Consider the following 21,044-nt stretch of genomic DNA (forward strand, 5'->3'; position numbering starts at 1 on the left):
TTCAAATAAAAATGAGATAAAAATGCGACATCAAAGGCCGATACGACCAAATAGAGGACACTACCGTCCGTTGATGGTGTTGGTCAGTGCGCGTATTTTAAATTGCGAATCGGCAGGTAGTTACATTTCAAATACAGGGCGCTTCACAATAATCATATTTCTTAGTGATAATGGTCGCCTAATATTTAATACTCACTCAGCCAGCAGCGACTTTGAAGCTAAAGTAGGTACTACCATTTTGATCGGCGACGCCGAACAAGAGCAGGCCCTATCTTGGAGCGCTCCAAACAAACTGCTTGAGATAGCAATTGAAAATAGATTCGTTGCAGATGTGATAGCGGCAATCACTCCAAGTAAAACGGTGCTATCAGACGTTATTGGAGTCTATGGCCCCGAGGCCGGATTTGGTGCCCTAGCCAAACGCCTTGCTCGTAAAATGATCGGGCAACGAAAAACCAGCGCCAGCTTGGTCGCGGATGGGTATTATTGCGCGCCAACAGCACGCTTTCTGATTGCAATGATGATGAATATTCGGTACCGCAAAGGTGGGAATAAGCTGACTCCGAAGAGGCTTCATCTGCCTGATAAAACGTTGAAAGCTATTGTCGACCATATTGAGAAGGAAATATCGTCGGCTATAAGCGTTTCAGAAATGGCCGAAATCGCTACCCAGAGCAGGTTTCATTTCGCCCGCACGTTTCGCGCTAGCACTGGCCGGTCCCCTCACTCATATATTGTGGATAGCAGGCTCCGTCGTGCAGAATTTCTGTTATCTGAGACTAACGCTAGCCTTTCACAAATCGCCAACGATGCAGGCTTCAACTCACAATCGCATTTCACGACCACATTCAAGAAACGGATAGGCATCACACCTGGACAATACCGCGACCTGCATCGTTAAGCATTGGAGCAAGCAACAAGCGATGGCCCACCCGATATACTGGCGAGCCATCGATCAGTCGATTACCCCTTACGAACGACCGGGGGATTGATGTCCGTTTTCGCCTCTTTCAGTAATTGCTGAATCATCTTTTCTTGAGTCTCATAATTACCCTCACCGAAATGGGTAAGGCGTACCTGACCTTTGGCGTCGATCAGGTAGTGAGCGGGCCAGTACTGATTCTTGAAATTGCGCCAGATCGTGTAGTTGTTGTCGATGGCAACAGGGAAGGTGATGCCGTATTCCTTCACCTTGTCCCTGACGTTATCGATGATACGTTCGAAGCCGTATTCAGGGGTATGCACACCGATCACAACCAGACCGTCCTTCTCGTATTTCTGCGCCCAGTCTTTCACGTAAGGCAAGGCGTGTTTGCAGTTGATACAGTCGAAAGTCCAAAAATCCACCAGAACCACTTTGCCTTTAAGCGAGTCGTCGGTCAGTGCTGGCGAGTTTATCCATTCCACGGCGCCGGACAGTGACGGCATGGCGCCCTCGGCGTTTTCCATGGACTCGGCTTTGACCTTGCTGACGAAGTAGTCGATCATTTTCGGCACAGTTTCCAACACACCCTGCTCGACATTGTTGATACCTTCCGACGAGGTATTGGCCAGTAGCACGTTGTCGGCACCAGTAGAAATGACCGCCGCACCGGCCAGTACCGCGACGCCGGCGCCTCTACGCAGCCAACCCGTTACCGGAATAGACGGTTTCAAGCGATTGACTAAACCGCGACCGGCGAAGATCAAGGTTCCGAGGGACAGCGCGCCACCCAGACCGTAGGCCACCAGCAACAGACTGGTGCCAGCATTCGCTCCCTGGAGCATGGCACTGGTGAGAATCACCCCGAGGATAGGCCCGGCGCACGGCGCCCAGAGCAAACCGGTCGCGACGCCGATCATCAGCGAGCCCAACGGGCCGGATACTTTTTCGCTGCTCGGGTCAAGGCGATTGCCTAGCAACACGAACGGATAAGCTAACCAGTCACTGACCCGGACGGAGATCAGCGACAGGGCAAACAGCACCACCACAATCAAGGCGACATGGCGTCCGGCGTTACTGGCTTGAATCACCCACTCGCTGCTGACCACGGCCATGCTTGAGATCAGGGCAAACGTTAGAGTCATGCCGGCGAGTGTGAGCAGGATCGATGAGCGAGTGCGGTGGGCACCAGCAAATAGAAACGGTACTACAGGAAGAATACAGGGGCTAAGGACGGTCAATATGCCGCCCAGGAATGCAATGAGTAACATGAATCACCTTTGAAATGTGGACGTTCGGTATGGGTGTCGAACTCTCGTCGTCGCGAGCAAATCTCATTCCATAATTGAATTAGCTGATTGCAAAACTGTTTCTAGTGCGTAGACCGTTTACTTGTGAAGAAGCGGCCTTGTAACGATAGACCGGCTTCTAGGCCGGCTATCGGCGCAAGGACATCCGACGGATTCAATACCAGTCTTAAACAATCATATAGCGGTCAAAATTCAGGATAGTCTATAGCGGTGTCATTAATGCGATTTACAGTACTGGTGAACATTGTCGATGCAATTGTTAGAGAGATCCCAATAAGTTGACGCTCCGAATACCCTGCGGCAATTATTAAATCCACAGCCTCCAAACCGAGGGTACCTTTACTAGATACAATATTGCGTACAAATTCGATGAGAGCATCTCGCCGGAAGTCTCCAGTGTAACTGCCTCCCCGTATGTTAGAAATCACCTTATGCGTAAGCCCCGAAAACTTAGCTTTAAGACTATGAGCGGCTATGCAATATGGGCAACCTGTCCACTCGCTAACGACTAACCGAATCGTCTCCAAATCGGCATCGGAAATTTCACTTTGCGCGACTACTTCATCCAGACGCAGCATCGCCTCCAATCCCTCAGGACTGTGCGTTCCGATAGTCAGATAAGCATTAGGAATCATCCCCGCAGCCCTTTTTATGGACGCGAACGTTTCTGCTACCAATCCGGTAGCTTCAGTCGGATCCATTGTTCTCAAGCGAGACATCGAATGCTCCTCTGGATATAACTTCCAGCAGCAGTGTATGAAAGGCCTCCAGCCTAACCCTGGACGTTTCTCATGTTAATGCTAGAATCAATCAATCTAATGCTCGAGCGTCTCAAATGGACATCTTAAGCAGGCTGCTTTTCCTGATGCCGGTGAGCGGTACTCTGGACACCAGATGTCATTTCAGTCCTCCCTGGAGGCTCGACTATGCCGCCACAGGCCCGAGAGAGATTCCATACCACGTACTCCTGCGCGGCACCGCGCAAGTCGACGACGGCGAAAACCCTGTTTTATCCATGCAAGCTGGCGACATTTTACTGATCCCATCAGGTGTCCCCCATGTTCTGTATGAAGGGAGCGGAGCGTTATCAACGGTTGGCGAGATGCACCGGGAACGAGGTCTTAAGGTTCGAACCAACGGAAGCGACTCGAAACCCGTGAATATGCTCTGTGGCCGCTTTATTTTGCCATCGTCCCCACGTCAAATGATTAAAGACAACCTGCCCCGACAGCTGATCATTAGAGGCATTGACGAACCCGATAACTTTACTCACTCAACGGAAGAACAAGTCGCCAGCACTCGCCTTGCACGTTTGATAACACTGATGCATGAAGAGGCGACAGAACACGGCCCTGGAAGTGAATCAATGATGAATCACATGTCAGGCGCGCTTTTTGGTATGACCTTACGCTTGGCGAGCGAGGGCGCAGAACCGCCAACGGGGCTGTTACGCCTTGCACAACGTCCAAAACTTCAACCCGCTTTTAAGGCAATGTTTGAAGATTATTCCAAGGCATGGACGATGGCTGAATTGGCAGCCTTGTGCCTGATGTCCAGAGCAACTTTTGCAAGACAGTTTGGTGAAGCCGTGGGCAGGTCTGCCAACGATCTGCTTGTTGAGATACGCATGGCCAATGCAAGCAAGCAGCTTGCACAGACATCTGATTCAATCCCTAAAATAGCCCAAGATAGCGGATACAAATCAGATGCAGCGTTCCAAAGGGCGTTCAAAAAGCACGTAGGGATGACTCCAGGTAGATGGCGAATACAATCGGCGCTTCTCGCAAGGCAAGACTAGACGGGCCATTTTAAGGTCTCATTTCACCGCACGAAGGGATTGCACGGGCGCAGTGATGCGCTTAATGACAATTGTACAATCTCTTGTTCGTTTACGCTCTGTATCTTGCAGTATTAACTTTCCAAAAAAAACGCACGATTTTGAAATAAGCGAGTGGACAATCCGGATATTGTGCACCCAGCTCTAAATATAAAACATTAAACCCCGTTTTAGATTTCAAGCAACTTCAGTAGTGATCTTACTAAAGGAGATAGTCTGGTCATCCCTTAGGTGGACGCACGTTTACAAGCTTATGCGTCCACCTTTTTTTAAAGAAACCTGATGAATCACTTAGAACAAACCACGACTGATTTCAATAATTTCCGATCAACAAATGTTAAGCGGCGCCTGTTATCGAACGCAATCTTAGTTTGATTGCAATTAGCAAACTTTCGTCACAACCCTCCCACGCGACAACTGAATAACCCAAACAACCAAACTCTAAATAAGCTAGCCGAATACATAAATGGAATGATGTTGCGCTTACTATCGACGCAATTGATATTATTCACGGCCAAGTCCGCAGGAAATCTGACCAAGCCCCTTCAAAAGCACACGTTTATGAAATGACATCAGAGCGTCTTCAGCTACGCTAATAATAGAATTATGAAACGGTCAAACCCCGAATAATATCGATTAATTCACAGCACAATACCCAATGGATCATTATCAAATGGCTTACAACTAACTTTAAACAACAGAATCCTAATAGGATGCGAGCACTTCAGGGCGGATGATACAAAATTTTATAATAGAACTTTTCGAGGAGACCACATGGACACCCCTTCCATTGAGCAAAGCGATAAGCCAGAAAATCAAACTGTCATCAGCAATTCATTAGGCACACTCATCATGCGAGTTGGGTGGTATGCCGTGTTTGCCGCGTTAGCCGTCATCTATCTCTGGTTCGGGGGCATGAAATTTACCGAATATGAAGCAAACGGTATTTCAGGCTTTGTAAACCACAGCCCACTGCTTTCATGGATGTATAGCTTTATGAGTATCATGGGATTTTCATATTTCCTTGGCGTTCTTGAAATTACAGTTGGCCTATTGATCGCCGCAAGATGCATATCCCCAAAACTGTCAGTTATTGGGGGGTTGCTGTCCGTTGGCTTGTTCGTCACTACGGTTACATTTATGCTCACTACGCCATTGGTATTTGAGCCGACACTCGGCTTTCCGGCCATATCCGTTGTTCCAGGTCAGTTTCTCCTAAAGGATATTGGTCTGTTAGCTGCGTCCATCTTGGTGATCGGAAACTCCCTCATGGCCATCGAGGCCGAAGACGATAGGCGTCGGTAGAGGAACCTGGCCGATTAGCGTTTATTTTACATACGGCCAGGTGCACTCAGCTCCCCAATTACAACATTCAGGGGAGCTTGCTGGACTGTTTAGACTTGCTTATGGAACTCAGATACCAAGTGACCAACAAAGGATCTTGCTACCGTTTTGGATGCGGCGCCTGCAGGAAGAAAAGCGTAAAGTCTGATATCTCCCATATCCCAAGTTTCAAGCACGCGAACCAATACGCCTGCGTCTATTTCTGCTTGGCATGACCACAGTCCCGTAGACATAATTCCTATTCCACTTATGGTGGAAGCCATAGCGACTTCACACGTATTAGCCGTCATTTTTCCTTCGATACTGATAGATACTGCCTTCCCACTGCGCGAAAAAAACCAAGCGCCCCCCTCCGTTGGAGAAGGCCCCGCAATAATGGAGTGTGCCATCAACGCTACCGGTGAACTTGGCACTCCCCTACGTACAAGATAAGTGGGAGATGCCACCAAAACCCTGGGAGTGCTACCGATGAGTCGCATCGCTGTTGTGGCATCTTCAGGCGCCGCAATCTGAAGGGTTAGATCTACGCGATCCCTTACCCCATCTCGATGAGGCTGCTCTGCCACCAAGTCAACACTGAGACCCGGGTGAAATTCAAGAAATTCCGATAACTTGGGTACGACCTCTCTGAGGCAAACGCCGGAGTGAAGACCCAGTCTCAGCCGCCCCTGAAGCTCAGATCCACCACGGGTTGCAAGATTCGCTTCATCAAAAACCGCCAAAATGGGCTCTATATTTGCCAGGTAAGTTGAACCTGCCGGCGTGAGTACTACAGCGCGCGTACTCCGGACGAGCAGCTTTGCCCCTAGATCGCGCTCCAAAGCAGCGATTATCCGCGAGGCAGATGACTGAGAAATACCAAGCTCTCGGCCAGCACGAGAGAAACTGCCCGTATAAGCAACACGTATAAAGAGTCGAAAGGGGAAAAGGTATTCACTCATGCAAAATCCAATTTTATGTTATCTGCGTTTGGTGGCTAGTCTAATACGTAATAATACCCGATTATCTTAGGCACAGTCAGCAACAAAAGACACGACGACACTATCAATGACCACATGTGAGCAACGTTAAAGCACTTGTCGACCGTGCTGTAACACTCATTACCTTTATTCCTACAAACACTATTTACCTCGGCAATACATGGAGGGACGTGTTGTTCATTGATGCACTTCGACACCGCCTATCTGAACCAAATAATAATAATCGCGATCAATAGAGACGACTTACTGTCACCACATCGTCAGACCAGGGGAACGCTCCAATGTCTCGCTTGTCCACAACGCCTCCATCTTCAGCTTCGGGCATCGCCTCAGAGATCTACATCTCTATTAAAAAAGCAGCCGGAATGGTTCCTAACGTCTACGCAACTATCGGGACACATTGCCCTACGGGCTTAAAGGCAATACTTGAATTTGATAAAATAATTGAAGAAAGCACGCTTTCAAAAAGCGAAATAGAAGCAATTAGACTGAAAGTAAGTTTAACCGCGGGGTGCGACTACAGCATCGCCGCACATGTATTCTTAGGGCAATTTGCAGGTCTCTCTCCAACCACTATATTAAACATGAAAACATCGCAACCGACTAAAATCGCGAAACTGGACACGCTGCTCGATTTCGTTTTCATTCTAATAAATTCCAAAGGGGTGGTTAATTTCTCCAGCCTTCAGAGCCTTTTTAATGCTGGATATACGGAGAAAAACCTTATAGAAATTTGTTTAGTGATTACCTCTACAACGTTTATCAACCTGGTTAACAAGATTAATAATACGCCAATCGATTTTCCACAATTTGACCCTGAAAACGCAGCCTTTCAAAAAAATCCATGAAAAGCGCACGTTTTTGAAATTGCTACGTTCCTGACTGGGCTAGTCTGGCTAAATCCGGCATGAGCATTGCCTGCCAACCCGGCATGTCGAATACTGCGACAAAAACGGCCAGCAGCTCTGGCTTGCGGGTCTTAAGGTAAGCTTGCATCGGTTTCAACGCTGAGGTGGTGAATGTTTTAGAACATGCACCGTAGCTTTCAAGCATACGCGGGGGGCAGCACAAAAGGATTGCGCACCCTCGATGGAGCAAGAAGATGAGCCACTTTATCAATAGAGAGTGGGGCTTACTCCCTATACGTGATAACCGGGTATCGATATGCCGGACCCATCAATCCAGCCTACATAGTCGGAACCTTCCACGGGCCTATTATCCTTTCGAGCGCGCAACTTCTTTATATCATGTCGAGTTACGATCAATAGGAATCTGGTTCCGATCACAATATAAACCCTCTCTATAAAAAACATATATGGATTTAATGGCAGATAACCTAGAACGCCGCAGAAGGTTTAACATACTCAGAGGCTAATATGACGACGCTATCCCTTTCCGATTATGACTCCACTCCCGCCGCAACACAGATGTACACAGTCGTCAGCGCTCGGTCATTGGAGCAGAAAGGGGGCCAGCAATATTCGTCACTCGCGGGTCAGATGACGATAATAATTTTTCTAACAGATAATGGAATGCTTTCGTTAACCGAAATAAATAAGCGCAAAGAGGTAGAAATTAAATGCGGCACATGCGTCGTTCTCAGAGGCACTGAAAACTGTCAAGTGATCGAATGGGAAACACCCAACAGCTTCGTCGAGATAATGATCGACGACCACTTTCTACTAAGAACACTTGAAACGTTACAGCTAAACTTTACGTGCCTTAAAAACATAGTCACGCATTATGGTCCGGAGTCCGGTTTCGATTGTGTGGCACGCCGTGTTGTTGAAAAGATTGGTGAAGGGATTAGCTCCTATGCAAGTTTGGTCAGGAACGGTTTTCATTGCCCAGCCGCAGCGAGATTTATATTGGCAATGTTGTTGAAGGGGCGAAAAAACACCGACTTTTGCTTTGAGATGGAGTCGCCAATATTACGACTACCCGAGCCAAGGTTTGCTAAGGTCGCTGAATACATTGACCAGCGTATTAGCTCCTCTATTCACGTGGGAGAGCTTGCAAGTATCGCGGCACAAAGCCATTTTCACTTCACGCGCACGTTCAAAGCCAGGACGGGCCAATCTCCTCATGCCTACATACTGGAACATCGGGTACGACGCGCCGAGCATATGCTTGCAGAATCAACCTTAGGCTTAGCGCAAATATCCCAAGAATGTGGTTTCAGTTCTCAATCACATTTCAGTACCGCATTTAAACAACACATTGGTATAACGCCAGGGCAATACAGAGGCCTTTGGATCTGCTAATCCGTATAAATAAATATTTCATTATAAAAAGGCACGTTTTTGAAATAACTAAGAGCAATTTTCAATTAGAATTTTCAAGCGACACACATATTTCGACGCGATAAATATGGTGCTGTGTTCTGAAAACTCCTTAAACGGTGTAATTCCAAATCGGGTTACTAAAATGATCGCTAATAAACTCAAAGCATTAATCACGTTCGTGGCGTTGCTGGTCTCTTTCATTCCAGTCCTGTCGAAGGCAGCCTCAACAACCACCCTCCCGAGCACTGGTAATCCTACCTACTCACAAACGTACAAAAACTACGTGGATAAAAACGGAAACATAAAGGTACCGGAGGATTATAGGACGCAGTTCATATTTCTTGGTTCCTTTGCTGTGCCTGGCGGAGATTCTATGGGAGGGTTAAAAGAGATCCACCAAGTGTATGTCGATCGTGACTCGATTGAATATTATCGATCTCACGGAGATTTTCCTGACGGCGCCATGTTGATTAAAGAGTTACAAGGCACTGCGACGGCTGACCTCACAACAGGCCATGCATCCTTCTGGAATGAAGGGCGAGGCTGGTTTGTGATGATAAAGGATACAAAAGGTCGCTATCCAGAAAGTGAAATTTGGACGGACGGCTGGGGTTGGGCCTTAATAGCTCAAGAGGCTCCGTCTGTTACTACAAACAAAAATACCAGCACGTGCATCACTTGTCATACTCCTGTGAAGAAAACTGATTGGGTACATGTATGGGGATACCCCCTACTCGATGCACAAGACAAGATACAGACGCTAAACAACTAGACATTCAACGCGCTCTACCTAGATTGTCCGATGGATAGGCGAGCCAGCGTTAGGGCAAGATCAGATCATCATTGAACGTGCGAAAGGTGATCGAATATCGGAGAGAACCCGCCGGAGGTATGCTGTGCTACCAATCCATACGAACATTACCCTCCAACAGATTAACCGAACGTGGTTCTCCAGGATGAGACGGCCTATGCCAACCGCTCTCGCCCTGTCTTCGGACTGTACCTATCTGTTATTGCTTCCAGCAGGGTGAACTATGGGAAAGTCATTGGATGTTTCTACAGCGTTATTAATGAAATTGGTCAATAGAAATTGCGCGGACAGTGCAATGATTTCAATTATTTCCTGATCGGAGTAGCCAGCTAGACGTACAGCCTTAAAGTCAGCGTCGCTGACCTTTCCACGATTTTTGATCAAGCTTTGTGAAAAGCCAACTGCAGCGTTCCGCTTCGGATCGCTTGATTGCCCCTTCCGGTTAGCCGCGATTTCTTCCGGTGATATTTTTGAAAACGTAGAAGCCATATAACTATGCGCGGAAAGACAGTAGTTGCAGCTGTTAACTTCTGATACTGCCAGTCCAATTGCGTCACGCGTTTTGACGTCTAATGTTTTACTCAGGGTACCCAAAAGTCCCGCCCAACCGGTAAGTGCTGCCGGACTGAGAGACATGACCTTGTGCATGTTTGGAACGAAGCCCAGCCGGTTGTAAACCGTGTCGAGTACAGCTCTCACCTCTCGCGAGGATTTATGATCGTCAGGAACCTTAATACGAGCCATGATTGTCTTCCTCTAACGCTAACAGCATTTAGTTATTACAAAACTAACAAACAACTGCGCATATCTTTGGCCGCATGAATCTCTAAACGCGTTCGCGGTTAAATCTCGACCACAACTATCTGTTACCTTTACTGTATAGAACCAATCGACAAATATTTCTGACAGAATCCTGCTTTTTTACAACAATGATGACGATCGGGTTTAACCGTAACCGCTCCATTACGTACCGTTGGGCCTGCTGGAAACTTGTCCTGGCTACGTGATGACCGACGACTACGCGGGTTACAACGCTTTGGCGTTGCGGCCGGGTGTGGAACGATTGGCGTGCATGGCCCGTGTGCGCCGCAAGGGCTCGGCTGATGGTACTGGAGCACAATTCTCGCTCAAACCTAAGAAGTCGGCTTTGAATGTGGGATCTATGGAGCGCTGACGAATTACGGAGCTGCTGCCGCATTAGTGGGCGCCCGTTTAACGCAAGATGTGTCAGACAATCACCCTACGCCTTCCAACCTTTCCATTTAAAAAATCATGGTGCAAGACCGGTATATCAAAAACATGCTTTTTCTATATTCTGAACCGTAAATTCCCCTTCCGACAATTTTTTCCGCAATGCCTACGGGCGCTGGTTTACCAATGGGCGCACCTGAACTACAGTAATCATATTACTAAAATCATTCTCAATCGCAGCGAGATAATAACCAATAACACATTACTCAGGAACCCAGCATTCGTCCCCAATCAACTTTATTAGGATTGATGTAATTGCCATACTCTCTTAGTATAATCATTATCAGCGCCGCCCTTGCATTTACCATGGGTTTTGCCATAAGACGTGGCAATATTTGTGCGGTAGCAGCAGTCAATCACTGGATAAGTCATAAGCAAACTACCCACCTTCGTGCTTTTATTACAGCTGCCGCTTGGGCCGGAGTTGTACTGTTACCGTGTGCATGGTTGTTCCCAAGCGTCGTTATCCTGTCACCTTCTTATCATCCCTCCGAGATCACCATCATTGCAGGGGCACTATTTGGTTTCGGTGCCTTTCTCAACGGCGCTTGCGTGTTCGGCACTATTGCTCATCTCTCAAGCGGGGAAATGAATTACGTTGGAACGCTTGTTGGAATGTTCATAGGTGCTCTCTTGGCCTCACTTTTTTCTCTCCACTCGGAAAGCTTGAATTTTATAAACCTATCAACACCTGGCGCGTTAGCCATTTGCGTATGGGCTGCATTTGTCGCAATTGCATTTCATGACATCGATTTAAGGCATCGTTTAATAATAACGAATGATGGGAATGCTCATTCTGGTGGTATATGGAGCCCTTTTTTCTCAATGTCGGTGGTAGGCGCTGCGGGTGGCTTGCTCCATGCGACCATCGGCAACTGGGGGTATCTGACAGTGCTTTCCCACAGCGCAGCCAAGTTAATCAACCCTTCCCTACCCGATATCGCTCTTCAAGTGTTTACCGCTACGACGGCACTCATTTTTGGAGCTATCGTGGCCGCGAGAAAGACTCGAAAATTGAAATTCCGAAAACCCAGGCTTTTGCCATTTTTTCGAAAGCTCGCGGGAGGCTCCCTAATGAGTTTTTCCGCAGCGATTATTCCCGGTGGTAACGAGACTTTATTACTACACGGTATCCCGTCGCTAGCCCCGCACGCCCTGATCGCTTATGCGGCGATGCTAGCTGCGTTAATCGGGCTATTTAAGCTCCGTCACAGCGCTTAACCCCAATCGATGCCAAAGCTCGATAATCCTTCTGGTATGACTGTTTCGGCCGCCGCAGCTCAAGTGTTTGCCTTCAATACAGTTAAACATGTGACCTTTGTACCGACGCCCGCAATCATCCACAACAAACCGCTGCCCAAAATCATCCAGAGTATCCCTTGATAACTCATTCAATCTGGCGCCCTGACACGGAGCCAAGGCTTTGATTGCAACAGCGATGCTCTACTTTCCGGAAAATACCAACTTAAGTGGAAAAAAGATTTTCATCGTGAGAAAAATTTCTGGTAACCCACTGTTTTTGCTGTTGCTACCATTTCGGGGCCAACGAAAACCCATGCCAGATAACTCAAGGCAAGCAGGTTCTCCCTTTATCGTCCGACCTGGCAATGCAGGTCAGTGAGTTCCGGCAAGAAATTCGTATACCATATCTCCAACTCCATCGAACGACTGCCGCCGTGAACCTACCCAAATTCAATGCTCCAGACTTGGGCAATGCGCCTTCGACCTCGGAAATCATCACCCGCCACCTGCGTGACGCCATCGTTGCCGGGCATTTCGCCGAGGACGAGCCTATCCGCCAGGACGACATCGCCCGGCAATTCAACGTCAGCAAGATCCCGGTGCGTGAGGCGCTCAAGCGCCTGGAGGCCGAAGGCCTGGTGATGTTCCAGCGCAATCGCGGGGCGATGGTCACGCGGGTGTCCGATGCCGAACTGGCACAGATGTTCGAAGTGCGCATGTTGCTCGAAGACAAAGTCCTGCGCCTGGCCATCCCCAATATGACGGAAGCCACCTTCGCCCGCGCCGAAAGCATCTGCCAGGAGTTCGTCGGCGAAGATGACGTGGGCCGCTGGGCCGAACTCAACTGGGAACTGCACGCCTGCCTCTACGAGCCGGCGCAACGTCCGTTTCTGGTGAGCCTGATCCGTTCGGTCAATGACAAACTGGAACGCTACCTGCGCATGCAAATGAGCCTGTCCGCCGGCAAAGAGCGCGCCGATCACGAACACCGGGAAATCCTCGAAGCCTGTCGTGCCGGTGACGTCGACCGGGCGGTGAAGCTGCTCGACGAACACATTGCCGGGGTCTGCAAAACCCTGTTCGAGCACCTGCCCCACCACCACTGACAGACCGCGCCACTGTGCCGATTTCGTCATTGGCACTGGATAAAACCCTCAAGCCTGCAAGCCCCCGCACGGGCCACTCTTGTGTTCACTCATCTGAACGGACGTGGCCCTTTCATGAAACGCATCACCGTGATCGACTCCCACACCGGCGGCGAACCGACCCGCCTGGTGACTGCCGGCTTTCCTGACCTGGGCACCGGCAGCATGGCCGAACGTCGGCAGCGCCTGGCTGAACAGCATGACCACTGGCGCGCTGCGTGCGTGCTCGAACCGCGGGGCAGCGACGTGCTGGTCGGCGCATTGCTGTGCGAACCGGTCGACCCTGCGGCCTGCGCCGGGGTGATCTTCTTCAACAACACCGGTTACCTCGGCATGTGCGGCCACGGCACCATCGGCCTGGTCGCGTCGCTGGCGCACCTGGGCAAGATCGCTCCGGGTGTGCACAGCATCGAAACACCAGTGGGTACGGTGCAGGCGACCTTGCACGACGACTACTCCGTCAGCGTGCGCAACGTGCCGGCCTACCGTTATCGCAAAGCCGTGGCCTTGCAGGTGCCGGGGATCGGCCAGGTGGTCGGTGATATTGCCTGGGGTGGCAACTGGTTTTTCCTGATCGCCGACCATGGACTGCGCGTCGCCAGCGACAACCTCGATGCGTTGACCGCTTACAGCTATGCCGTGCAACAGGCCCTCGACGTTCAGGGAATTCGCGGGGAAGACGGCGGGCTGATCGACCACGTCGAGCTGTTCGACGAGGATGAACACGCCGACAGCCGCAACTTTGTGCTCTGCCCTGGCAAAGCCTACGACCGCTCGCCCTGCGGCACCGGCACCAGTGCAAAACTGGCGTGCCTGGCGGCCGACGACAAATTGCAGCCGGGCCAGATCTGGCGCCAGGCCAGTGTGATCGGCAGCGAGTTCGAAGGCTCCTACGAACACCACGGTGACCGCATCGTACCGACGATTCGTGGCCGCGCCTTCATCAACGCCGAGGCCAGCCTGATCATCGAACAGGACGACCCGTTCGCCTGGGGCATTCGCCCATGAGCCAAGGCCTGGTGGCCGATGTGATCGTGATCGGTGCCGGGATCATCGGCGCTGCGTGCGCCCAGGCGCTGGCGCGGCGCGGTTTGCGCGTGCTGGTGCTGGACGCCGGCCTGCATGGCGCAACGGCCGCCGGCATGGGCCACTTGCTGGTGCTCGATGACAACCCGGCCGAACTGGCCCTGAGCCAATATTCGCTACAACGCTGGCGCGAACAGGCACCGCAGCTGCCCGACGGCTGCGCCTACCGAAACAATGGCACGTTGTGGTTGGCGGCCAATGCAGAAGAAATGGCCGTGGCCGATAGCAAATACCTGAACCTAAAAGCCCAGGGCGTTGCCTGCGAGTTAATCGCCCGCAACGCTTTGCGTACCCGTGAATCCGAGTTGCGCGACGATCTGGAAGGCGGTTTGTTGATCCATGGCGACGGCATTCTCTATGCCCCGGCGACCGCCGACTGGATGCTCGACAGCCCGCAAATCGAACAACGTCGGGCGCGGGTCAGCGAGGTGGATGGCCACCGCGTGCGACTCGATGACGGCCAGTGGTTAAACGCCGAAGCCGTCATTTTGGCCAACGGCATCCAGGCCAACGAACTGTGCCCCGAGTTGCCGATCGAGCCGAAAAAAGGCCACTTGCTGATCACCGACCGCTACCCCGGCAAGGTCACCCACACGCTGGTGGAGCTCGGCTATGTCACCAGCGCCCACAACGCCACCGGGCCATCGACGGCCTGCAACATCCAGCCCCGGCCGACCGGGCAACTGTTCATCGGCGCCTCGCGACAGTTCGGCACCCTCGACCCGCAGGTCGAAGGCTGGATGCTCGCGAAAATGCTCAAGCGCGCCACCGAGTACATGCCAGGCCTGGCTCAGCTCAACGGCATCCGCGCCTGGACCGGTTTTCGCGCCGCCAGTCCCGACGGGCTGCCGCTGGTTGGCCAGCACCCAAAACGCAAAGGCCTGTGGCTGGCGGTCGGGCACGAGGGACTTGGGGTCACTACGGCCCCCGGCATTGCCGATTTGCTGGTCGCGCAATTGTTCAACGAGACGCCGCCACTGGCGGCACAACCCTATCTGCCGCAACGCTTTCTCGGGGAGGCCGTGTATGCCTGATTTGATCCTGGATGGCCGCGCCCTGCGGGTGGCCGAAGGTACGACGGTCGCCGCGGCACTGGCCTTGGCCGGCGACGGTTGCACTCGCACCTCGGTCAGCGGTGAGCGGCGCGCACCGCTGTGCGGCATGGGCATCTGCCAGGAATGCCGGGTGACCATCGACGGCCGCCGCCGACTGGCCTGCCAGACGCTGTGCCAGCACGGCATGCAAGTGCAGACCCGCGCATGAACGAATACGCCGACCTGCTGATCATCGGCGCCGGCCCTGCCGGCATGAGTGCCGCCCTCGCCGCCGCGCCCAGTGGCGCACGTATCATCGTGCTTGACGACAACCCGCTACCGGGAGGCCAGATCTGGCGCGACGGGCCTCAGGCCAGCCTGCCGAATCAGGCGCGGCAGATGCGCGAGCGCCTGCACGCCAACAGCAATATCCGCCACCACTGCAGCACTCGTGTGATCGCCTGTTGCGGTCCCAAACAGTTGCTGGTGGAAGACGCCGATCATGGCTGGTTGATCGGCTACGACAAACTGATTCTGTGCACCGGTGCCCGAGAGTTGCTGCTGCCCTTTCCCGGCTGGACATTGCCAGGGGTGACAGGGGCGGGAGGACTCCAGGCGTTGATCAAGGGCGGACTGCCGGTGCAGGACGAACGCGTGGTAATCGCCGGCAGCGGGCCCTTGCTACTGGCCAGTGCGGTCACCGCGAAAAACAACGGCGCCCACGTGCTGCGCATCGCCGAACAGGCCGCTTCGAAAGCGGTCGCCGGGTTCGCTCTACAACTGCCCCGCTGGCCGGGCAAGCTGTTGCAATCCTTCACCCTGTTCGACCGCCATTACCGAACCGGCTCCCACGTCGTGGCAGCCTTGGGTAATGAACGGCTGGAAGGTGTGCGACTGCGACAACAGGGAAAAATCGTCGAACTGGCCTGTGATCGCCTCGCCTGTGGTTTTGGCCTGATTCCCAATACCCAGTTAGGTCAGGCCTTGGGCTGCGCACTTAATGGCACGGCGCTCGCAGTCGATGCCTGGCAAGCCACGGGCCAGGCCGATCACTACGCGGCGGGGGAATGTACCGGTTTCGGCGGCAGTGAACTGGCGTTGGTCGAAGGTGCAATCGCCGGGTATGCCGCCGTCGGTAACTGCGCAGCGGCACGTCAATTGTGGCCGCGTCGGGCACGCTGGCAGGGTTTCGCCAAGGCGTTGAACAATGCCTTCGGCCTCAACCCGCACCTCAAGTCACTGGCGCAGGCCGATACGCTGGTCTGTCGATGCGAAGACGTGCCCTACGCGGCACTGGCCGGGCACACCGACTGGCGCGCGGCCAAGCTCGCGAGTCGCTGCGGCATGGGCGCCTGTCAGGGCCGGGTGTGTGGCGGCGCATTGCAGTATCTGTTCGACTGGCAACCCTCGGCCCCCCGGCCACCGTTCAACCCGGCACGCATCGAAACCCTGATGTGCCTGGACGACACCCCACCCACGTAAAGACTCGGCCTGGGGTTTCAGGTGCGCTGCCGAGTCTTTATGATCCCGGTAGTTGCCACCAGGCCCCAGCGCTATGTTCCCCTCACTCAATCACTTCAAACCCTGCGACCTGCCGACGCTGCTGGGCAGTCTGCAATCCATCGCGACGCTGCTCGATACCCTGTCGGACGTGGTGTTTTTCATCAAGGACAACGAGGCGCGCTACGTCTTCGTCAACCAGACCCTGGCCCGGCGCTGCGGCTTCAAACACAGCGAGCAACTGCTCGGGCTGACGGCGGATCGGGTCTTTCCCGAGCGCTTTGGCCCGCTGTACACCGCGCAGGATCGGCGGGTGCTGTCCACCGGCCGTGAACTGGCCGATCAACTGGAAATGCACCTGTATTTCGGCAACCAGCCAGTCTGGTGCCTGACCCACAAGGTTGCGCTGCATGACGAACAAGGGCGGATCGTCGGCCTCGCCGGTATTTCGCGCGACCTGCAACTGCCTCAGTCCAACCATCCAGCATTCCAGAAACTCGCCGCAGTGGACGCGCACATCCGCCGCCATTTCGCGCGACCGATCAGCCTTGCTGAACTGACGGCCATCGCCGGGTTCTCCGTGGCGCAACTGGAACGCCATTGCAAACGGGTATTCCAGCTCACGCCACGGCAAATGATCCACAAGTCCCGCCTCGAAGAAGGCTCGCGGCTGTTGCTGGACACTGACCTGCCCATCACTGAAATCGCCCTGCGCTGTGGGTATACCGACCACAGTGCCTTCAGCCGCCAATTTCGCGCACTCACCAGTCTGTCGCCCAGCCAGTACCGCGATGGGCGCCGCTGAATGTTCCTTTAAGGGGCGCCGGGCACTCGCTGTGCTCCCTTCCGTAACACCCTTCCGATCGGCGCCCTGACGCCGCTGTGCAGTTAACGACCTCTAAGCGGCCCTGACTCAAGGGCTGGCAAAAAATCCCAGGCAAAAAGCAAAACCGGCACGTCGATTGCTATTGTTAATATCGTATACGAAATCCCCAATACGATATCTAACAGCACTTTCCGATCACGAGGCCTCTATGAAAAACCCCGCATTTGCCGTAGCCCTCAGCGCTGTTCTCAGTACTTCCTTCATGGCCACCGCGCACGCGGACAAGCTCGACGACATTATCGGTTCGGGCAAGCTGCGCTGCGCCGTGACCCTGGACTTCCCGCCCATGGGTTTTCGCGATGCCAGCAATGCCCCGGCCGGTTTCGACGTGGACTATTGCAACGACCTGGCAAAGATCCTCGGGGTCGAGGCCGAAGTGGTGGAAACGCCGTTCCCGGACCGCATTCCGGCGCTGATTTCCGGGCGTGCCGACGTGATCGTCGCCTCGACATCCGACACCCTGGAACGCGCCAAGACCGTCGGCCTCACCGTGCCGTACTTCGCTTTCCAGATGGTCGTGCTGACCCGCGACAACACTGGCATCAACAGCTTCAACGACATCAAGGGCAAAGCACTGGGCAACACCAGCGGCACCTTTGAAGCCATCGCCCTGGAGGGTGATGTGAAGAAATGGGGCAGCGGCACCTTCCGCGCCTATCAGTCGCAAAACGACACCCTGCTGGCGGTCGCCCAGGGTCACATCGACGCCACCGTCGTGACGAACACCGTGGCCGCGGCGACGATCAAGTCGGGCAAATACAAAAACCTGAAAATCGCCGGCAACGCGCCTTACACCATCGACTATGTGTCCCTGGGTGCCAAACGCTCCGAGTACGGCCTGCTCAATTACCTCAATCTGTTCGTCAACCAGCAGGTGCGCAGCGGTCGCTACAACGAGTTGTTCACCAAATGGGTCGGCACTGAAATCGCGCCGACCGACCTGACCGTGCCAAAGGTCTACTACTGAGGTGTCCGGCATGCCTGGGTCCAATGCTCTCACCGGTCGCAGCCTGATCCCGGGCTGCGCCCAGGGCGCACTGCTGTTCGCCGATGTCGGGCTAAGTTTCTGGGGCGGGGTCGACCCTTGCAGCGGTGAGGTAATCGACCGTCACCACCCGCTCAGCGGCGAACACCTGGCCGGTCGTGTTCTGGCCATTCCCAGTGGTCGCGGCTCGTGTACCGGCAGCAGTGTGCTGATGGAACTGATCAGCAACGGTCATGCACCGGCCGCGTTGGTACTGGCTGAAGCCGATGAGATCCTGACCTTGGGTGTGCTGGTGGCACAGATGATTTTCGAACGTTCCCTGCCGGTGCTGTGCATCGGCCAGGAGGCCTTCGCCGTCTTGCGCGGCAAGGCTTTCGCCCGCGTCGACAACGCTGTGCTGAACCTGTTCGATTACGTGCCCGTCGATGCCTGGCAGGCGACCGATGCGCCACTGCCCTATAAAACCAGCGGTTTGATCGAACTCTCCGCGCTCGACCAGGCGCTGCTCGACGGCGAGCATGGCAAAGCGGCGCAGATGGCCATGCAAATCGTCCTGCGCATGGCCGAACTGCAAGGCGCCCACCAACTGGTGGATGTCACCCAGGCACACATTGACGGTTGCATTTACACGGGACCGGCGAGCCTGCGCTTCGCCGAACAACTGGTGCAGTGGGGCGCGACGGTTCGGGTGCCCACCACCCTCAATTCAATTTCCGTAGACCAGCGCCGCTGGCGCGAGTTGGGCATTTCCCCAGGGTTGGGCGAGCCCGCCAGTGCCTTGGGCGACGCCTACATGGCGATGGGCGCAACGCTCAGTTTCACCTGTGCGCCTTACTTGCTCGACAGCGCACCGAAGGCCGGCGAACAGATCGTCTGGGCCGAATCCAACGCGGTGGTCTACGCCAACAGCGTGCTCGGCGCACGCACTTTGAAGTACCCGGATTATCTGGATATCTGCATCGCCCTGACCGGCCGCGCGCCACTGATCGGCTGCCATCTGGACGCGCCACGCAAAGCCCACCTGCAGGTTGAATTACCTGAACTGGGCGAACTGGACGATGCCTTTTACCCCTTGCTCGGCTACCACATCGGAGCCCTCGCGGGCAGCCGGATCCCGCTGGTGTTCGGGCTGGAACAACGCCAGCCAGACCTCGACGACCTGAAAGCCTTCGGCGCGGCGTTTGCCACCACCTCGGCCGCGCCGTTGTTTCATATCGCCGGGGTCACACCCGAAGCACTCGACCCGACACAGGTGATGGAACCGGATGCCCACATACCGGTGGAAACGATCCGCCTGCAGGATCTGCTGCTCAGTTGGCGTGAACTCAACAGCGCCCGCGATAACCATGTGGACGTGGTCTCGCTGGGCAACCCGCACTTCTCGCTCAGCGAGTTCGCTCACTTGGCGCGCTTGTGTCGCGGCCGACAAAAACACCCCGAAGTGGTGCTCGCCATCACCTGCGGCCGGGCGGTGCTGGAGCAGGCCCGTGACGCCGGGCACATCGGTGTGATCGAGGCCTTCGGCGCCATCCTGGTCACCGACACCTGCTGGTGCATGCTCGGCGAACCGGTGATCCCGCCGGCCGCCACCACGTTAATGACCAACTCAGGCAAATACGCCCATTACGCACCGGGTCTGGTGGGGCGCAGCGTGCACTTCGCCAGCCTCGCCGAATGTGTCGACACCGCCTGCACTGCCAGCGCCAGCGGACGATTGCCGAGCTGGTTGCAACCTGCCTTGCTGATGGAGAGCCACGCGCATGTTTGATTACACCTTCCAATGGCGCGCCACCCTGCGCGCCCTGCCGGACATGCTCGCCGGCGCCTGGGTCACGTTCGAGACCGCGGCGTTGTCGATGATTTTCGGCGTACTGATCGCCCTGGCCCTGACAGTCATGCGCGAAACCAAAAACCCGCTGTTGCGCGGTATTGGCAACGGCTGGGTGTCGATTGCCCGCAATACACCGTCGCTGTTCCAGATCTACATCCTGTACTTCGGCCTCGGCACACTGGGCCTGCACGTCAGTTCATGGCTCGCGCTGCTGGCCGGGATCACCTTCAACAATGCCGGTTATCTCGCAGAGAACTTCCGCGGCGGACTCAAGGCGGTGCCCGGCACGCAAGTGCGCGCCGCGCGTTCCCTGGGCATGAGTGCCTTCCAGACCTACCGGATGATCGTCGTTCCGCAACTGCTGCGAATCGTGTTCTACCCGCTGAGCAACCAGATGGTCTGGGCGGTGTTGATGACCTCGCTGGGAGTGATCGTCGGGCTCAACAACGACCTCACCGGCGTCACCCAGGACTACAACGTCAAGACGTTCCGCACCTTCGAATATTTCACCATCGCGGCGGTGCTGTATTACCTGATCGCCAAGGCGATTGTCGCGACGGCCCGGCTGATGGCCTGGCGGTTGTTCCGTTACTGA

Annotated in this window: 20 protein-coding genes and 1 pseudogene; 17 read left to right on the forward strand and 4 right to left on the reverse strand. The window is 54.1% G+C overall.

Translation table 11 applies throughout. The features are described 5' to 3' along the window. Window positions 1-73: 73 nt before the first annotated feature. Window positions 74-901: a helix-turn-helix domain-containing protein gene (locus tag J2Y86_RS08180; protein WP_253440172.1), complete on the forward strand. Its 828-nt coding sequence runs from the start codon at window positions 74-76 to the stop codon at window positions 899-901. Window positions 902-963: 62 nt separating this feature from the next. Here J2Y86_RS08180 and J2Y86_RS08185 read toward each other — a convergent pair whose 3' ends face one another. Together J2Y86_RS08185 and J2Y86_RS08190 are read right to left on the reverse strand one after the other, a co-directional pair. Further along, window positions 964-2,193 carry a cytochrome c biogenesis protein DipZ gene (locus tag J2Y86_RS08185; protein WP_253429495.1) on the reverse strand — a complete coding sequence of 410 codons (1,230 nt, stop codon included), beginning with the start codon at window positions 2,191-2,193 and terminating at the stop codon, window positions 964-966. A gap of 224 nt (window positions 2,194-2,417) precedes the next feature. Continuing rightward, complete coding sequence (locus J2Y86_RS08190) at window positions 2,418-2,951, reverse strand: carboxymuconolactone decarboxylase family protein (RefSeq protein ID WP_253429497.1); 534 nt, start codon at window positions 2,949-2,951, stop codon at window positions 2,418-2,420. A gap of 116 nt (window positions 2,952-3,067) precedes the next feature. On the opposite strand from J2Y86_RS08190, the gene J2Y86_RS08195 reads away from it, so the two are divergent. Together J2Y86_RS08195 and J2Y86_RS08200 are read left to right on the forward strand one after the other, a co-directional pair. Then, on the forward strand, window positions 3,068-4,030 hold the full coding sequence (locus J2Y86_RS08195; RefSeq protein ID WP_253429499.1) for an AraC family transcriptional regulator: 963 nt from the start codon (window positions 3,068-3,070) through the stop codon (window positions 4,028-4,030). Window positions 4,031-4,843: 813 nt separating this feature from the next. Next, complete coding sequence (locus J2Y86_RS08200; protein WP_253429501.1) at window positions 4,844-5,374, forward strand: YkgB family protein; 531 nt, start codon at window positions 4,844-4,846, stop codon at window positions 5,372-5,374. Between the two features lie 89 nt (window positions 5,375-5,463). Here J2Y86_RS08200 and J2Y86_RS30270 read toward each other — a convergent pair whose 3' ends face one another. Continuing rightward, on the reverse strand, window positions 5,464-6,354 hold the full coding sequence (locus tag J2Y86_RS30270) for a LysR family transcriptional regulator (RefSeq protein WP_367399713.1): 891 nt from the start codon (window positions 6,352-6,354) through the stop codon (window positions 5,464-5,466). Between the two features lie 320 nt (window positions 6,355-6,674). Here J2Y86_RS30270 and J2Y86_RS08205 point away from each other — a divergent pair, with 320 nt between their 5' ends. The 3 genes from J2Y86_RS08205 to J2Y86_RS08215 all read left to right on the forward strand — a co-directional run bounded on the left by J2Y86_RS08205 (window position 6,675) and on the right by J2Y86_RS08215 (window position 9,450). Then, window positions 6,675-7,241: a carboxymuconolactone decarboxylase family protein gene (locus tag J2Y86_RS08205; protein ID WP_253429503.1), complete on the forward strand. Its 567-nt coding sequence runs from the start codon at window positions 6,675-6,677 to the stop codon at window positions 7,239-7,241. 528 nt (window positions 7,242-7,769) lie between these two features. After that, window positions 7,770-8,657: a helix-turn-helix domain-containing protein gene (locus J2Y86_RS08210; protein WP_253429505.1), complete on the forward strand. Its 888-nt coding sequence runs from the start codon at window positions 7,770-7,772 to the stop codon at window positions 8,655-8,657. Window positions 8,658-8,820: 163 nt separating this feature from the next. Further along, complete coding sequence (locus J2Y86_RS08215; protein ID WP_253429507.1) at window positions 8,821-9,450, forward strand: cytochrome P460 family protein; 630 nt, start codon at window positions 8,821-8,823, stop codon at window positions 9,448-9,450. Window positions 9,451-9,681: 231 nt separating this feature from the next. Here the strand turns inward: J2Y86_RS08215 and J2Y86_RS08220 are convergent, their stop codons facing one another. Then, on the reverse strand, window positions 9,682-10,233 hold the full coding sequence (locus tag J2Y86_RS08220; protein ID WP_253429509.1) for a carboxymuconolactone decarboxylase family protein: 552 nt from the start codon (window positions 10,231-10,233) through the stop codon (window positions 9,682-9,684). 223 nt (window positions 10,234-10,456) lie between these two features. On the opposite strand from J2Y86_RS08220, the pseudogene J2Y86_RS08225 reads away from it, so the two are divergent. The 11 genes and pseudogenes from J2Y86_RS08225 to J2Y86_RS08275 all read left to right on the forward strand — a co-directional run. Further along, a pseudogene (locus J2Y86_RS08225) lies at window positions 10,457-10,582 on the forward strand (IS66 family transposase); the annotation flags it as partial. A 413-nt stretch (window positions 10,583-10,995) separates the two neighbouring features. Next, on the forward strand, window positions 10,996-11,961 hold the full coding sequence (locus J2Y86_RS08230) for a YeeE/YedE thiosulfate transporter family protein (protein WP_253429511.1): 966 nt from the start codon (window positions 10,996-10,998) through the stop codon (window positions 11,959-11,961). A gap of 455 nt (window positions 11,962-12,416) precedes the next feature. Then, window positions 12,417-13,088, forward strand: a complete 672-nt coding sequence (locus J2Y86_RS08235; protein WP_253429513.1) for a GntR family transcriptional regulator — start codon at window positions 12,417-12,419, stop codon at window positions 13,086-13,088. A gap of 114 nt (window positions 13,089-13,202) precedes the next feature. Then, window positions 13,203-14,135 carry a 4-hydroxyproline epimerase gene (locus J2Y86_RS08240; protein WP_253429516.1) on the forward strand — a complete coding sequence of 311 codons (933 nt, stop codon included), beginning with the start codon at window positions 13,203-13,205 and terminating at the stop codon, window positions 14,133-14,135. Further along, entirely contained in the window at window positions 14,132-15,247 is a 1,116-nt protein-coding gene (locus J2Y86_RS08245) for an NAD(P)/FAD-dependent oxidoreductase (protein WP_253429518.1), read from the forward strand. Before J2Y86_RS08240 ends, J2Y86_RS08245 begins: the two co-directional genes overlap by 4 nt. Next, complete coding sequence (locus J2Y86_RS08250) at window positions 15,240-15,476, forward strand: 2Fe-2S iron-sulfur cluster-binding protein (protein ID WP_253429520.1); 237 nt, start codon at window positions 15,240-15,242, stop codon at window positions 15,474-15,476. Before J2Y86_RS08245 ends, J2Y86_RS08250 begins: the two co-directional genes overlap by 8 nt. Then, window positions 15,473-16,729, forward strand: a complete 1,257-nt coding sequence (locus J2Y86_RS08255; protein ID WP_253429522.1) for an NAD(P)/FAD-dependent oxidoreductase — start codon at window positions 15,473-15,475, stop codon at window positions 16,727-16,729. Before J2Y86_RS08250 ends, J2Y86_RS08255 begins: the two co-directional genes overlap by 4 nt. Before the next feature lie 73 nt (window positions 16,730-16,802). After that, complete coding sequence (locus J2Y86_RS08260; RefSeq protein WP_253429524.1) at window positions 16,803-17,552, forward strand: AraC family transcriptional regulator; 750 nt, start codon at window positions 16,803-16,805, stop codon at window positions 17,550-17,552. Window positions 17,553-17,781: 229 nt separating this feature from the next. After that, window positions 17,782-18,600, forward strand: a complete 819-nt coding sequence (locus tag J2Y86_RS08265; RefSeq protein WP_253429526.1) for an ABC transporter substrate-binding protein — start codon at window positions 17,782-17,784, stop codon at window positions 18,598-18,600. A gap of 10 nt (window positions 18,601-18,610) precedes the next feature. After that, the gene (gene lhpI / locus J2Y86_RS08270) at window positions 18,611-20,386 is read left to right on the forward strand and encodes a cis-3-hydroxy-L-proline dehydratase (protein ID WP_253429528.1); all 1,776 of its coding nucleotides are present in this window, start codon (window positions 18,611-18,613) and stop codon (window positions 20,384-20,386) included. Next, the gene (locus tag J2Y86_RS08275) at window positions 20,379-21,044 is read left to right on the forward strand and encodes an amino acid ABC transporter permease (RefSeq protein WP_253429530.1); all 666 of its coding nucleotides are present in this window, start codon (window positions 20,379-20,381) and stop codon (window positions 21,042-21,044) included. Before lhpI ends, J2Y86_RS08275 begins: the two co-directional genes overlap by 8 nt.

It is taken from the genome of Pseudomonas migulae (assembly GCF_024169315.1).
Taxonomy (GTDB): Bacteria; Pseudomonadota; Gammaproteobacteria; order Pseudomonadales; family Pseudomonadaceae; genus Aquipseudomonas; species Aquipseudomonas migulae_B.

What these genes read in the sequence shown, in the direction of transcription:
- J2Y86_RS08180 (WP_253440172.1), top strand. Translation starts at nt 74, where the DNA reads ATGGTGTTGGTCAGTGCGCGTATTTTAAATTGCGAATCGGCAGGTAGT.
- J2Y86_RS08185 (WP_253429495.1), bottom strand. Translation starts at nt 2,193, where the DNA reads ATGTTACTCATTGCATTCCTGGGCGGCATATTGACCGTCCTTAGCCCC.
- J2Y86_RS08190 (WP_253429497.1), bottom strand. Translation starts at nt 2,951, where the DNA reads ATGTCTCGCTTGAGAACAATGGATCCGACTGAAGCTACCGGATTGGTA.
- J2Y86_RS08195 (WP_253429499.1), top strand. Translation starts at nt 3,068, where the DNA reads ATGGACATCTTAAGCAGGCTGCTTTTCCTGATGCCGGTGAGCGGTACT.
- J2Y86_RS08200 (WP_253429501.1), top strand. Translation starts at nt 4,844, where the DNA reads ATGGACACCCCTTCCATTGAGCAAAGCGATAAGCCAGAAAATCAAACT.
- J2Y86_RS30270 (WP_367399713.1), bottom strand. Translation starts at nt 6,354, where the DNA reads ATGAGTGAATACCTTTTCCCCTTTCGACTCTTTATACGTGTTGCTTAT.
- J2Y86_RS08205 (WP_253429503.1), top strand. Translation starts at nt 6,675, where the DNA reads ATGTCTCGCTTGTCCACAACGCCTCCATCTTCAGCTTCGGGCATCGCC.
- J2Y86_RS08210 (WP_253429505.1), top strand. Translation starts at nt 7,770, where the DNA reads ATGACGACGCTATCCCTTTCCGATTATGACTCCACTCCCGCCGCAACA.
- J2Y86_RS08215 (WP_253429507.1), top strand. Translation starts at nt 8,821, where the DNA reads ATGATCGCTAATAAACTCAAAGCATTAATCACGTTCGTGGCGTTGCTG.
- J2Y86_RS08220 (WP_253429509.1), bottom strand. Translation starts at nt 10,233, where the DNA reads ATGGCTCGTATTAAGGTTCCTGACGATCATAAATCCTCGCGAGAGGTG.
- J2Y86_RS08240 (WP_253429516.1), top strand. Translation starts at nt 13,203, where the DNA reads ATGAAACGCATCACCGTGATCGACTCCCACACCGGCGGCGAACCGACC.
- J2Y86_RS08245 (WP_253429518.1), top strand. Translation starts at nt 14,132, where the DNA reads ATGAGCCAAGGCCTGGTGGCCGATGTGATCGTGATCGGTGCCGGGATC.
- J2Y86_RS08250 (WP_253429520.1), top strand. Translation starts at nt 15,240, where the DNA reads ATGCCTGATTTGATCCTGGATGGCCGCGCCCTGCGGGTGGCCGAAGGT.
- J2Y86_RS08255 (WP_253429522.1), top strand. Translation starts at nt 15,473, where the DNA reads ATGAACGAATACGCCGACCTGCTGATCATCGGCGCCGGCCCTGCCGGC.
- J2Y86_RS08260 (WP_253429524.1), top strand. Translation starts at nt 16,803, where the DNA reads ATGTTCCCCTCACTCAATCACTTCAAACCCTGCGACCTGCCGACGCTG.
- J2Y86_RS08265 (WP_253429526.1), top strand. Translation starts at nt 17,782, where the DNA reads ATGAAAAACCCCGCATTTGCCGTAGCCCTCAGCGCTGTTCTCAGTACT.
- lhpI (WP_253429528.1), top strand. Translation starts at nt 18,611, where the DNA reads ATGCCTGGGTCCAATGCTCTCACCGGTCGCAGCCTGATCCCGGGCTGC.
- J2Y86_RS08275 (WP_253429530.1), top strand. Translation starts at nt 20,379, where the DNA reads ATGTTTGATTACACCTTCCAATGGCGCGCCACCCTGCGCGCCCTGCCG.